Annotated in this window: 9 protein-coding genes; all 9 read left to right on the top strand. The window is 66.1% G+C overall.

Going from position 1 to position 13,943, the window contains the following annotated elements; genetic code table 11:
* Window positions 1-54: 54 nt before the first annotated feature.
* The 9 genes from D0B32_RS11355 (at window position 55) to D0B32_RS11315 (ending at window position 13,936) form a co-directional block, all read left to right on the top strand.
* Window positions 55-2,247 carry a cellulose biosynthesis cyclic di-GMP-binding regulatory protein BcsB gene (locus D0B32_RS11355; protein WP_259294959.1) on the top strand — a complete coding sequence of 731 codons (2,193 nt, stop codon included), beginning with the start codon at window positions 55-57 and terminating at the stop codon, window positions 2,245-2,247.
* Window positions 2,244-4,400, top strand: coding sequence for a glycosyl transferase family protein (locus tag D0B32_RS11350; RefSeq protein ID WP_117334029.1), 2,157 nt, complete (start codon window positions 2,244-2,246; stop codon window positions 4,398-4,400). Before D0B32_RS11355 ends, D0B32_RS11350 begins: the two co-directional genes overlap by 4 nt.
* Complete coding sequence (locus tag D0B32_RS11345; RefSeq protein ID WP_117334028.1) at window positions 4,397-7,024, top strand: NfrA family protein; 2,628 nt, start codon at window positions 4,397-4,399, stop codon at window positions 7,022-7,024. Before D0B32_RS11350 ends, D0B32_RS11345 begins: the two co-directional genes overlap by 4 nt.
* Before the next feature lie 79 nt (window positions 7,025-7,103).
* A complete protein-coding gene (locus D0B32_RS11340; RefSeq protein WP_117334027.1) occupies window positions 7,104-7,853 on the top strand; it encodes an alginate O-acetyltransferase AlgF in 750 nt (249 codons plus the stop codon).
* Window positions 7,854-7,997: 144 nt separating this feature from the next.
* Entirely contained in the window at window positions 7,998-9,029 is a 1,032-nt protein-coding gene (locus D0B32_RS11335) for an alginate O-acetyltransferase AlgX-related protein (protein WP_117334026.1), read from the top strand.
* Window positions 8,993-10,351, top strand: coding sequence for an alginate O-acetyltransferase AlgX-related protein (locus tag D0B32_RS11330; protein ID WP_259294958.1), 1,359 nt, complete (start codon window positions 8,993-8,995; stop codon window positions 10,349-10,351). Before D0B32_RS11335 ends, D0B32_RS11330 begins: the two co-directional genes overlap by 37 nt.
* Before the next feature lie 2 nt (window positions 10,352-10,353).
* Entirely contained in the window at window positions 10,354-12,084 is a 1,731-nt protein-coding gene (locus D0B32_RS11325) for an MBOAT family protein (RefSeq protein WP_117334024.1), read from the top strand.
* Window positions 12,085-12,114: 30 nt separating this feature from the next.
* Complete coding sequence (locus D0B32_RS11320) at window positions 12,115-12,351, top strand: acyl carrier protein (RefSeq protein ID WP_117334023.1); 237 nt, start codon at window positions 12,115-12,117, stop codon at window positions 12,349-12,351.
* Window positions 12,352-12,358: 7 nt separating this feature from the next.
* Window positions 12,359-13,936 (top strand): AMP-binding protein, encoded by a 1,578-nt coding sequence (locus D0B32_RS11315; protein WP_117334022.1) that lies wholly within the window; start codon window positions 12,359-12,361, stop codon window positions 13,934-13,936.
* Window positions 13,937-13,943 lie beyond the last annotated feature (7 nt).

The raw sequence follows: 13,943 nt of genomic DNA, 5'->3' as shown, positions 1-13,943 counted from the left end.
CCGGCAGCGCATTCCGAGTTTCAGGTTTGCGCGCTTATTTCAAGACAAACGATCGTGACTCCCTCCAAGTTTCTGCGCCTGCGCTTGACGGCGCTCGCCGTACTGATGATCGTGGGCCCGGCTGCCCACGCGCAACAACCGGCTGACCTCAGCGGCGCCTTCGCGCAACTCGGCAGTGGCCGTCTGGCGACGCGTACCGTTTCGCTCACCGAACTCGGGATGCGCGAGCCCATCGTGCTGCGTGCCCCGGACTCGCGTCAGGAACTGTATCTGCCGGTACCGGCTGGCTTGCCGCTCAGCAACGCAACGCTGCAACTGGACGGCAGCTATCTGCGTGGCAACGGCGGCCGCACCACCATGCTGCTGTCGCTGGATGGCTCGCCGGTGCTGTCACGCAGCCCGGTGGATGCGCAGGGTGATGCTTCGGCAAGCGTCGGCGTGGACGGCAGCGCGCGTTCGATGGGCTTCGTGCGCGTCGGTCTCGACTGGTCGTCGGTGCTGAGCGACAACATCTGTACGGATCAGACCGCGATCGGCAATGTCTGGCGTATCGCCCCCACCACGCGTCTCACGTATAGCTTCGATCCGGATGCGATCGACGATCTGCGCGGTGCATGGAGCGCACTGCCGCAAAAGCCGGTGGTGATGCTGGGCGGCCGCACGCTCGCCGCACCGGCCTTCGATGCCGGCTGGCGCGTCGAAGCGCTGTTGCAGCGTCAAGGGCACACGGCGGTGAGCCAGGCGTGGCCGAAAGTGGGCGACACGGTCGCACTCGGCACGCTGGATGTGCCGGCGCCGCTGCGCGCGATTCCGGCCTTCGCCGCGCTGGCCACGGGCGGCTCGCACAAGCTGGCGAATCCGGCGGAAGTCGGCGCGCTCGTCGCGCTCTCGCCGCGTACGGCTTTCGCGCCGGACGTGATCGTCGCGGACGACACGTTGCGCAACAACCTGAAGCTCACGCTCGATGCACTGCGCGAGCAGGTCGTGAGCGCGTCGCCTGATTCAGCCACGGCGTTCGACGCATGGCGCGCCCGCGCCACGGATGCCATCGCGAAGCGGCTCGCCCCCGGCGAGGTGCGTCTCGCGCATCTGGGCGGGCAGACCGCCATCGTGGTGGGCGACAACGACGGCGTGGCGGTACTGGCCCGTTCGTGGCTGCCCATCGACGTGTCGAGCCGGCTGGTCGTGCATGAGATCGACCGCTCGCCGAACACGCACGCCGACCAGATCGCGCTTGCGCTGCTGGGCGGCGAACCGCGTACGCTCGACGTCAAGGGCCGCGCCACGTGGGACGCGAACTTCGACCTGGGCGCAGCTTCGGGCAACGGCAAACTGCCGGGCGACGTGGTGCTCGACGTGGCGGCTTCGCCGACCTCGAACGGCAGCGCGCAAACGGCCTCGATTTACTTCAACGACGTGCTGATCGGCTCGCAATTGCTGCAGGCGGATGGCAAGCCGCAGCGCATCAGCGCGCACATTCCGCACTACGCACTGGCGCCGAGCAATCTGCTGCGCGTGGTGTTCCAGCGTCAGCCGGATGGCGGCTGTACGGCGCGTGATCCGGGTCATCCGATTGCCGTGTTGCCGAGCAGCCATATCACGCTGGTCGAAGCCGGTGTGGATGACGACTTCACCGGCATGGTGGCGCGCTTCGCTTCGGCAGCCAGCGTGATCGTGCCGAACGCGTATCTGAACGATGCACCGCACGTGCTCGGCCGCATTGCCAGCCTCGCGAACGCGACCGGCATCGCACCGACGCGCGCCGAATTCAGCGTCGCGGCGGATAACGAAGCCGTTGCGCCGAAGGGTCCGTTCCTGGCCGTAGATGTCGCGCTGAACGGCGAGCGCAGCGTCGCGCGTCTCGCCAGCGACCGTCTTTCGCTCACCGATGCATCGGGCCGCATGCTCGCCGACGTCTCGGGCCTGAACCGCGTCGGTGTGATCGAAACGGTGAAGGCGGGTGACGTGTCAGGCGTGGTGTATCGCACGGTGGGCGATACCGCACCGATCATTCCGGCCTCGCTGCAACTGTCGCGTGGCGACGTGGCGATCGTCGACGGCAGCGGCGTGCTGCGCCAGTTCGATACGCGTCATCCGGGTGAAGTGCCGGACGCGAGCGATACGAAGGGCCCGTGGCTCGCGCTCGACTGGCTGCGCTGGGGCGCGCCGGCCGTGCTGGTGGCGTTGTTCATCGTGCTGTTGCTGGTCGCCCGGGTTGCGCGCCGCAGGAATCAGGACAAGTCGTGAGCCTTGCACTCATCAAATGGTATGGGGGCTATTTCGTCGCCCACTATTACCACGGGCTCGAATATGTCGCGGCGGGGGTGGCGTTCCTGATCCTGCTGTCCAGTCTCGACGATCTGTTCGTCGACGTCTGGTACTGGACGCGCCTGATCATCCGCCGCTATACCGTGCAGCGCACCTACAAGCCACTCACGAGCGCGCAGCTGTACGCCAATGAAGAGCAGCCGCTCGCGATCATGGTGCCCGCATGGCTCGAGTACGACGTGATCGCGGCGATGATCGAAGACATGGTGCGGGTGCTCGATTACCGCAACTACGTGGTGTTCGTCGGTACGTACCAGAACGATCCGCAGACCATCGCGGAAGTCGAGCGCATGCGCCGCCGTTACAAGCAGTTGCGCCGCGTGGAAGTGCCGCACGATGGTCCGACCTGCAAGGCGGATTGTCTGAACTGGGTGATCCAGGCCATCTTCCGTCACGAGCGCGAAGCGGGAATCGAGTTTGCCGGCGTGGTGCTGCACGACAGCGAAGACGTGCTGCATCCGGTCGAGCTGCGCTTTTTCAACTACCTGTTGCCGCGCAAGGACATGATCCAGTTGCCGGTGGCCTCGCTCGAACGCAACTGGTTCGAACTGGTGGCCGGCACCTATATGGACGAGTTCGCCGAATGGCACGCGAAGGACCTCGTGGTGCGCGAGAGCCTGGCGGGCAGCGTGCCGTCGGCAGGGGTGGGCACCTGCTTCTCGCGGCGCGCGCTGCTCTCGCTGATCGAAGCCACGGGCAACCAGCCGTTCAACACCGAGAGCCTGACCGAAGACTACGACGTGGGCACACGTCTCGGCGAAATGGGCATGCAGTCCATTTTTGCGCGCTTTCCCGTGCAGTTTTCGACGCGCCGCAAATCGTGGTTCGGTTTCGGCAAGGAGCGTGAATTCACACTGACGATGCCGCTGTGCGTGCGCGAGTTTTTCCCCGACACGTTTCGCACCGCCTACCGGCAGCGTGCGCGCTGGGCCCTTGGCATCGGCCTGCAAGGCTGGAAGCAGACCGGCTGGAGCGGCTCGCTCGCGAACCGCTATCTGCTGGCGCGCGACCGCAAGGGCACGGTGACGGCCTTCATCGGCATGTTCGCGTATGTGCTCGTCGTGCAGTTCCTGTTGTTCGCCGCGGCTGATCTGTTCGGCCTGCTGCCCGATCTGATCGCCTCGCCGTTCGCCGATTCCGCATGGTTGCAGGCGCTGCTGTGGGCTAACGGCGTGGCGCTGCTGCTGCGCGTCGTGCAGCGTTTCTACTTCGTGACCCGCCTGTACGGCTGGGAGCACGGCGTGTTGTCGATTCCGCGCATGGTGGTGGGTAACTTCATCAACTTCATGGCGGTGTCGCGTGCGTGGAAGCTGTTCCTCACGCACCTCGTCACTGGCAAGCGGCTCGCATGGGACAAGACCATGCACGACTTTCCGTCGGCGGATGGTTTTATCGACCGGCGTCAGCGGCTCGGCGAACTGCTGGTGTCATGGCAGGCCATCGACGCCGACAAGCTCGAACAGGCGCTGGGCGAAAGCCATGCACGCGAGGCGCCGCTCGGCCGCGTGCTGATGGCCAAGGGCTGGCTCGACGAAGAAACGCTGGCGGAAGCCATCGCGTTTCAGGCCGATCTGCCGCGTGGGCGTCTGCGCACGGAGCAGTTACAGCACGACGCCGCACGTCTGCCGCTCGAAGCGATCGTGCGACATCGTACGCTGCCGCAAGGCGACGGGCCGCACGGCGAAGCGGTGCTGTTGACGGCCAGTCCGTTGCCGCAGCCGGTGCTCGACGAACTGAAAACGCTGATCGGCACACCGGTCACGCAGGAGATCGTCCGCGAAGGCGAGATCGCAGCGGGTCTGCGTTTGCTGCGCGGTGTCGAGACGGCTGCGCGCGAAGCCGAAGACGCGGCGCCGGCCGTGCGTGGTGTGCCGCTGCTCGGCGATCTGCTGATCGAGCACGGCCACGTGCGGCGCGATGCGTTCGAAGCGGCGTTGCAGCACTACCGGCCGGATCGCCACGGGCGGATCGGCGACTACATGGTGGCCCGCGAAGTGATTTCGCGCGCCGCACTCGACAACGTAATCCAGCAACAGCATCGCCTGCGTGGCGGTGTGGCGGCCTCCGAATGATCGATTTTCCTCCTACGTGGCGCAGGTTCGCCGTACCGGTGGTGCATGCATGGAGCGGTGTCGCGCTAGCGACGCTGGCGCTGGGTGCTGCTCACACGGCTCATGCCGCGCAAGCGGCGACGGGTGCGGGTGCCGGCGCGTCGACCACGCTCGCTAACGATACCCAGCCGCTGCCGCTGAGCGGCGCGGCCTACCGCGTTGCCCAGCAGGCGTATGGCGATTTCGCGCACGGCGACTACAGCGGCGCGATCACCGAGGCGCGTGAGGCGATCCGTCAGCGGCCCGACGTGGTGTCGCTGCGTCTGCTGCTCGCCAATGCACTCGCCGCGCAACGGCGTCTCGTCGATGCGAGCCATAGCCTCAACGAAGCCATCGCGCAACTCGGCCACGATCCGGCACTGGTTGCGCGCAAAAGGCAGATCGATGCGCTGCGCGCTTCGACCCTGGCGGTGGCGCGCAATCGCAACAAGGCGACGGCGCCGAACGACCCGGATGCACTGACTGGCCCGGCGCTCGTCGCGGGGCAGGCGGCCTATCAGGCGTATGCCAAACAGGACTATGCGAACACCGTCAAGTACGCCAACGACGTGATCGCGCTGCGCCCCGACCTGTTGCGCCTGCGTCTGCTGCTGATCGACGCAGCCAGCGCAGGTGGTCAGGATTCCGTAGCATGGAACGCGGACCTCGACGCCGTGAAGCGCTTCGGTGATACCGACGAACTGCGGCTGCGCCGCACGTTCATCGGTAATCGGCTTGCGCCGAAGAGTTCCGCTGCTGCCTTCGCGGCGCGCAAGCAGGGCGATCTCGCGCAGGCCGCTGCGCTGGGGCGTCAGACGGTGGCGTATGCGCCGGATCAGGTCGACTACCGCCTGCAATTGATGGAGGTGCTGTTTGCCGCGAACGACCTGCCGGCAGTCGAGCAGGTTGCAAGCGACGCGATTGCCAGCGACGACACCGAAATCATGCCGATCGTGCTGCGTGGCTATGTGCGGGCGGCGCAGGGCAAGGTGGAGCAGGCCGACGCCGACTTCACGAAGGCACTGCATGCGAACGATGCCACCGCGCGCAATCAGCGCACGGCACGCGTGATCATCGCCGATGTGTGGCTCTCGCAAGGGCAGGCGCAACGCGTGGTGGATCTGCTCGCGCCGCTCAAGGCGAGTGGCGACGATACCGATCCGCCAATCGCCCAGCGTCTGTACGAGGCGCGTCGCCGCTTGAAGGAAGCGGGCAAGGGCGCTACGGCGGCAACCGCAACAGCTACAACGGCAGCAACGCCAGCCGTGAGCGCAAGCGAGGCCACGGCCCAGCCCGCAGCGGCCACGTTGCCGGCCACGCCGCTCGATCCTGCGAAGCGTCCCATCCTCGATTGCAGTGGCAGCGTATTCGGCGCCAACTGCGACGTGTACGCCGCCGATCCAGGTTTCGCGGCTGCGCGCGCGGTCACCGAGGCAACCACCAGCGGCGACAAGAAGGCGGCCGTGGGTTTTGCGCGGGAAGCCGTGAAAGCCGCGCCTAACGATGCCGAGCATCGCGTCGAACTGATCAACGCGTTGACCAACGCGGGCGACGACAAGGAAGCGACTGCGCAGGCACGGCAAGCGGTCGATGACGGCTTGCTCGCGGCCATGCCGGACCTGACCGCGGCCTACATCGCGCAGCGTGCCGGCGACAACCGCGATGCCGCCGCGCGCTTCAAGCAGGCCGACAAGGACGGCAAGCTGCCGCCCAGCGCGACGGCCGACGCCGCCTATGCGTCGCTGCAGGCGCACCGCAATAAGGACGCCGCCGCGTACTTCGAACGCGGCATCGACGCCGGCCTCGCACCCGCAGACGGCGACGCGGCCGCCACGCCGGCGCAGTTGTACGAGATGCGCAGCGCCCATGCCGACGTGACGCGCAACTGGGGCTTCGACACTTCGCTGAACTATCGCGGTGCCGGTATCCAGCCAGGCTTCGCGTCCTCGCCCACACCAGGCGTCTCGAACAACTGGCAGGCGGGTTCGGAAGTCTACTGGCGGCCGTTCGGCAGTCTCGGCGACCGTCTGTTCGAGGTCTACGCGCGGGCTTACGACAGCTTCGGCGTCAAGGGCGGCCAGCCGAGCGGGGTGGATACCTTGCAGGCTTCGCTCGGCGCACGCGTGAAGCCGTTCGCGGATATCGACGCGATTTTCGCCTTCGAGCGCGTCATCCCGATCGGCAATCAGGTGGATCCGGACTGGCTGGCACGCGTTGCGTATTCGGGTGGCTTCGGCACCGAGCGCCGGGTCGACGTGCCGTCGTGGTGGACCGCGCAGATCTATGGCGAGGGTGGCTACTACCTGAACCGCGAATCGAGCTACGGCACGGGCAGCATCGAAATGGGCCGCACGTACCGGCTGGATCGCTTCAGTCCGCGCTGGACAGTGTTCCCGTATGCCGTGATCGGCGCGGATTACGACTCCACGGTCGATCACAGCATTCCGCTTGGGGCGGGTGTCGGTGTGTCGACGCGCTACTGGTTCCGCGACAGCAAGTACGACGCGCCGCGTTCGTATGTGGATCTGTCGGTGCAGTACCGCTGGCACCTTGCGGGCGATGATCGCTCGCGTGGTGTGTTCTTCGGCGTGATTTACTCATATTGAAGCAGGGGTAGCCTGGCCGGGATTCTCCAGCCAGGTTGATGCAACAAGCTTTATAAAAACGAAAAACCAGAACACCGATATGAACAAGACCTTCCTGTGGCAGGCCCTCGTGATGCCATGCATCGCCGGGGCTGCGCTGGTCGCGTTGCAGCCGGGCGTAGCCAATGCGGCGGCGGACGACGTGGCGAGCCTGTACGCACCGCAGCCGCCCGCCAACGCGAGCTTTCTGCGCGTGCTCAACGCAGCGGCGCAGCCTGCACACGTCACGCTGAGCGGCAGCGAAGCCGCGCAAACGCTCGCACCAGGCGCGGCGACGCGCTTTAGCGTGATCACCCAGGGCACGCCCGCGCGTGTGACGGTGGACGGCCACGTGCTGACGCTGGAGAGCATTGCAGGCGGTGCTGCTGCAACCGGCAATGCCAACGCAGCAAATGCTTCGACGCCGGGCGACGCGCTCACCATCGCGCTTGCGCACGATGCCAAGGGCTGGCACGCCACCCGTATCGACGGACAGTACGCACATATCGACGGTTTGAAGGCAACGCTGCACGCGTTCAATTTCGCGCCGGGTTGCAGCGCGAAGATCAGCGTGGGCAGCGATGGCCCAACGGTGTTCGAGCAGATGAACGCAGGCGCGCAGACTTCACGCGCCATCAATCCGGTGAGCGCGACACTGGTCGGGCAGTGTGGCGCAGCCAAAAGCGCGCCGCTGACCTTGCCGCCGCTCGCCGCTGGCGACAGCTACAGCCTGTTCGTCACCGGCGACGCTGCGAAGCCCGAACTCATCGGCGCGCGTGACGCGCTGGCATGGCCGCCCGCGGCCCATTGATGCATTCGTGACCGTGAGCGGACGGCGTGTGCTGTCCGCTTCGCCAAACGCTTCACACGTCTCATGCGCCGGGCCTCGTGCACACGTTGCGTTCGCGACCCGCCCGGATGCCGATACATCGTCTAGCCATTGGAATGACTCGCCATGACCGATCCGCTTCGTTCTGACAGCCATCAATCCGCACTCAACGCGCCGCTCGACCTGGGCCGGCGGCGCATGCTGCACGCGCTCGGCGCGGCCTCGCTTGCATCGACGCTCGGCTGGTTGCCGCGCAGTGTGCGTGCGGCAGCCTCGAACAACGTCATTGAAGGACGCAACCGCTGGCTGTACGCCGGTTGGGAAAGCCTCACGGATGACGCCACGTCTCAATGTCTGAAGGCGCTCGATCTGGTCCACCTCGCCACCCAGAAGATGGAAGCGCGCGGTATTCGCTGCGTGATGGTGATTGCGCCGCTGAAAGCGTGCACGGCCGCCGCCAATCTGCCCGATGGCACCACGCTGTCGGCCGGCGTACAGAATCGTTATGCCGCGCTGCGCGAGCACGGCCACGCAATCGGTCTGCCAATTCTCGACGGCGCCGCGGCAATCTCCACGCTCGTCACCGGGCAGAACGCCTATCTGCGCGCCGACTATCACTGGACCGCGCATACCGCAGAGGCCTTCGCGACACGCGCCGCCGCGCGCCTCATCAAGGTAGGCGTGACGAAGGGCGCACCCGGTGAAGGCTCGAAGCTCGGCGCATGGAACACGGAAGTGCACTACGGCGATCTGGCTGAACTCTTGCCGCCGGATCGCAAGAAGGCCATCGGCAAGGATCATTTCGTGGTCCGTGCGGTGGTTCCTGAAGCGGCCTTGCTGGACAGCGCGCCGCCGCTCGTGCAGGTAGTGGGCAACAGCATGGTGCAGCCGTATCTGGGTTTCCCGCAGAAGCTCTCGAACCTGCTGGAGCGGCAGGTTGGCCTGACCTGGACCTTCGGCGACACCGGACCGTGGAAGACGCTGCTCAACTATCTGGAAGGACCGGGCTTCGCTGCGCATCCGCCGCAGGCACTGGTGTGGCAGTTCAACGAAGGGCAGATGATGAATCTGCCGAGTGCAGCCGGCCAGTGGGACGCGACCTCGGTGATGGACGACGACGCGTGGCTCGCACGCGTGACGAAGGCGATCGGCGCATGAGCGTGGTCGGGCACGGCGAGGCGGCCGCAACGGACGAGACGCGCGCGGCTGAAGCGTCCGGCGTTGCCGGCGCTCGTTCGGCTGCGCCGGCGCGCAGCAGTGGGGCGAGCCCGCGCAATGCGGCCGCCGCCGATGACACGGCGTCCTCGCGCGCACTGCTGCGTGCGCATCGGCGCATGGCGTGGCTCGTTGCCTTGATGCTGCTCGTGGGTTGCATCACGGCGATCGCTTCGCTCGTCAATCAGGTGAACGACGGCAAGCCATTCGATCTGCACGGCTGGCGCGATGGCACGCTGGGCCGCAGCTTCGACCGTGCGATCGACGTACCGTATGCAAGCAGTTTGCACCGCTGGCAGGACGCCGTGCGCTACCGCGTGTTCGGCGATCTCGGGCGGCAGGTGCGCGAAGGCTGCCCCGGCTGGCTGTTTTACGCGGACGGGCTGCATGCCCCCACGCAAGCGGGTCACGACAGCGCGCCGCGCGCCGATGGCAGCGACGCACTGACCGACGCGCGCATCGCCGCGCTGCGTCAGTATGCGGCTGCGTTGCGCGCCGCTGGCATTCAACTGGTCGTGGTCACGGTGCCGGACAAATCCCGTGTGGAAAGCGAAGCACTGTGCGGACTGCAACAGGATGCGCGCATGACGCAGCGCCTCGCGGTCTGGCAGCGTGCGTTGACGCAGAGTGGTGTCGCTCAGGTGGACCTGCTCCCGGCCTTGCAGGCGGCACATCCCGCGTTTTTCCGCACTGACGTGCACTGGAATGCACGCGGTGCGCAGGCAGCGGCACAGGTCGTGGGCGCATCGGTATTGCCGCTGCTCGGCGCAGCGGGCGACACACACTTTACTCATGTGCACGAAGCGGTGGCGCCGCGCGTGGGCGATCTGCTGACGTTGGCGGGCCTTGCCGATGTGCCGGATGCCTGGCGTCCCGCCCCCGACCTCGTCGCCAATGAAACGCTCGCGGCGCAGCACAGTGGCGGCTTGCTCGACGCAGGGCCGGCGGCGGAAGTGATGCTGGCGGGCAGTTCGTTTTCGCGCCGCAGCGCCTTTGCCGAGCGCCTCGGTGAACAGCTGGGACGCGAGGTGTGGAACGTGAGCGTCGATGACGGACAGTTCGATCGTGCGTTGCAGTCGGTCTGGCGTGATCGCGCCAGCTGGCCGCGTAGTCTGCGCGTGGTGATCTGGGAGATGTCGGAGGATGCGCTGTCGATGCCCGTGAGCGACGTCGACACGACGCATGCGTCCAACCACGCGCCGAAGTCCACCGCGGCGCAATCCGACGCTGCCAACACCGCCGCCAACCCCGTGATGCCGCGCTGAACATGCTATTCAATTCGTTCATCTTCCTCACGCTGTTCCTGCCGCTCGCGCTGACGGGCTACTACCTGCTCGGCCAGCGCTTGCCACGGGCAGCCGCTGCCTGGTTGTGCGCGGCGTCGATCGTGTTCTACGGCTGGTGGAATCCCACCTTTGTCGGTTTGCTGGCCGCCTCGATCGTCTTCAACTATGCGATGAGTTGCCTGATCGTGAGGTCCCCGGCGCAGTCGACGCGCCGTCGCATCTGGTTAGGACTCGCCATTACCGCCGATCTGGCCTTGCTGGTGCGCTACAAATATCTCGCGACGCTGCTCGCCGCGCTGGTGCACGCAAGCGGGGTGGTGCCGGCGGAATGGCTTGCGCGCGGCATGCAGGAAGTGGTGCTGCCGCTCGGCGTATCGTTCTTCACGTTCACGCAGATTGGCTATCTGCTCGACTGCAACGCCGGCATCGTCAAGGAGCGCGACCCGCTCGGCTACGTGCAGTTCGTCACGTTCTTTCCGCATCTGATTGCCGGGCCGATCCTGCATCACAAGGAAATGATGACGCAGTTCGCGCAGGCGGCGACCTACCGCCTGCGTGCGGAAAACCTCTCGATCGGCGCGACGCTGTTCACCATCGGGCTCGCCAAGAAAGTGCTACTCGCGGACACCATCGCGCCGTATGCGGACGCGGGCTTTGCCGCGCCGCACGAACTGCAATGGTTTGCGGCGTGGGGCACGGGCCTCGCGTACGCGCTGCAACTGTACTTCGATTTCTCCGGTTATTCGGACATGGCCGTGGGCCTCGCCAAGATGTTCGGCGTGCGCTTCCCGCTGAATTTCAACTCGCCGTTCAAGGCCGCCAGCATCATCGATTTCTGGCAGCGCTGGCATATGACGCTGACGCGTTATCTGACCGCCTATCTGTACTATCCGCTCGCCATGCGGATCAATCGCAGCCGGGCCTTGCGCGGCTTGCCGATCGGACGGCTGGCGCAGCAGTCCGCGAGTGGCTTTGTCTCGACGGTGGCGGTGCCGACCTTCTACACGATGGCGCTCGCCGGTGTGTGGCATGGCGCGGGGCTGCAGTATTTCATCTACGGGCTGCTGCATGCGGCCTATCTGACGGTCAATCATGGCTGGCGGGCCTGGCGCGGCGCGCGGGCGGCGGCGCTGGCTGCTGCTGTGAAGGCGGCTTCTGTACAAGACACGCCTGCGTCGTCGCACGCTGCCGGCGCGCAGAGCCAGGCCAGGGTTTCCGCTGCGCACGCGGCGCAGAGTACCAGCGTGACGGCATCGGTCTGGCGCACGCGCGTCACGCGTGGCGCCAATGTGCTGCTCACGTTCCTCGCTGCGCTGATCGCGTTCGTGTTTTTCCGCGCACACGGCGTGGCGGATGCGCTGGCGTTGCTCAAAGGCATGGCGGGTCTGCACGGGATCGAATCGTTCGACTGGCCGGCGTGGCCCACGCGCGGTGCCGTCCACATGAACGCGCTGGACTGGCTGCGCATCGTGCTTGGGCGCTCGACGCTGGCCTTGCAGATCGCCGCGCTGCTCCTGATCGTTTGGTGCATGCCGAACTCGCATCAGTTGATGGGGCGTTTTTCGCCGGCGCTCGAACGCAGCGCGGAGCGCGCGGGGGCATGGCTCAACTGGCGGCCGTCGCCGGGCTGGACCGTCGCCATGCTTGCCGTGCTGTTTTTCAGCCTCGCACAGTTGCATGGCGAAGTGCGTTTCCTCTATTTCCAGTTCTGATTGCCAGAACCGCTTCATAAGGATTGCTCAATGACACAAACCGATACGTTGCACGCCGAGGTAGCCGCGCTGGTGGAATCCATCGTGCTGCGTCCCGTTGCAGGCGATACGTTGTTGCTGGAAACGGGTCTGGTCGACTCGGTGCTGGCCGTGGAGATCGTGATGGGCGTCGAGATGCAGTTCGGCGTGCGCATTCCGCCGACCGAGATCGCGGAGCATCTGGTTTGCGTGGATGCGCTGAGCGCGTTTATCGCGGCTCATCGCTAAACGGACCATGCGCTTCGACCTGACAGAGAATCGCTTCGTCGATACCGATACCGATACCGGAGCGGATGCGTGGGCCGTGATCGGCGCCGATCGTGCGCTGCGCTGGTCCGAACTGGCCGCGGAAGCGCTCGCCTGGTGTGAGACGGCGCGGGCGCAGGGATTCGGCGCGGACGTGCCGGTGATCCTGCGCGGCCACAAGGAGGCCGCGTTTTTCGTGGCGATGGTGGGGGCGCTCCTGCTGGGCGCACCGTTCGTGCCGCTCGATACGATCTATCCCGACGAGCGCATGCGCCGCATCGCGCACGAGCTGGGCGCGACCACGTACTACGATGCGGGCAAGGGCCGGTTCGCGGCGTTGCGTGCGGGTGAAGACGAGGATGAGGACGAGGACGAAGACGAAGACGAAGACGAGGGCGCGAAGCTGACGCGTGCAAGCAGTGTGGCCGGTGTAGCGGACGCCGCGGGTTCGTCCGGCGTGGCGGGGGCAGCAGACGCGCCAAGCCCGCTGAACGAAACGGGCCTCGCCTACGTGCTGTTCACGTCGGGTACGACCGGCACGCCGAAGGGTGTGCAGATCGGCCGCGAGAGCGTGCAGGCGCTGGTGGAGTGGATGGCTGCGGATTTCGCGCTCGGCACGGCACCGGTGTTTCTGAATCAGGCGCCGTTCAGCTTCGACCTCTCCATGTATGAGGTGTTCGGCACGCTCGCGCTGGGCGGGACCATCGTGCTCGCGTCGCGCGCGTTGTGCGCGCAGGGCGGCGTGTTGCTGGAGACGCTCGCGAAGCATCACGTCACCACGTGGGTATCGACGCCGTCGTTCGCGCAGCAGCAGTTGCTCGCGCCGCAGTTTTCTTCGGAAGGGCTCACGAGTCTGCGCACCTTCCTGTTTTGCGGCGAAGTATTGCCGGTCACGCTGGCCAAGCAGTTGCGCCAGCGCTTTCCCGCTGTGCAGATCATCAACACGTATGGGCCGACCGAGGCGACGGTCGCGACGACCTGGATCGTGGTCGACGACGCGGTGCTGGCGCAGCATCCACGTTTGCCGATTGGCAGACCGAAGCGCGATAGCCAGGTGTTCGTCGACGACGGCGAACTGTGTATTGCCGGCCCGCACGTGATGCGCGGCTATCTGAACCGCAACGATCTGAACGCGACCCGCATGTTCTCGCATGGCGGTCAGCGCGCCTTCCGTACGGGCGATCTGGGTGCCGTGGATGCCGACGGCCTGCTGTTTTGCCAAGGACGTATCGACGATCAGGTGAAGGTGGGGGGCTATCGCATCGAACTGCTTGAAATCGACGCGGCCTTGCGCGCGCTGCCCGGTGTGCCGGGTGCGGCGGCGGTGCCGTTGCGGCGTCCTGATGGCTCGGTGGCGCGCATCGTCGCGTTTGTCGAGACCGGCCACGACACCACCCGCTTGCCCGATCATCTACATGACTGGAAAGCGCTGCTCGCCGCGCGTCTGCCGTCCTATATGATTCCGTCTGAGTTGCTCGGCTGTCGTGCGTTGCCGGTGTCGGTCAACTTCAAGATCGACCGGACCCAGCTTGCCCAGGACTATCGTAGTGCTCACCTCAAGGCTTAAATCAACG

Source organism: Paraburkholderia sp. DHOC27 (genome assembly GCF_003429005.1).
In the GTDB taxonomy this organism is placed as follows: domain Bacteria; phylum Pseudomonadota; class Gammaproteobacteria; order Burkholderiales; family Burkholderiaceae; genus Paraburkholderia.
The sequence above is the reverse complement of the archived record's forward strand: the minus strand, read 5'-3'. Positions and strand labels throughout refer to the sequence as shown.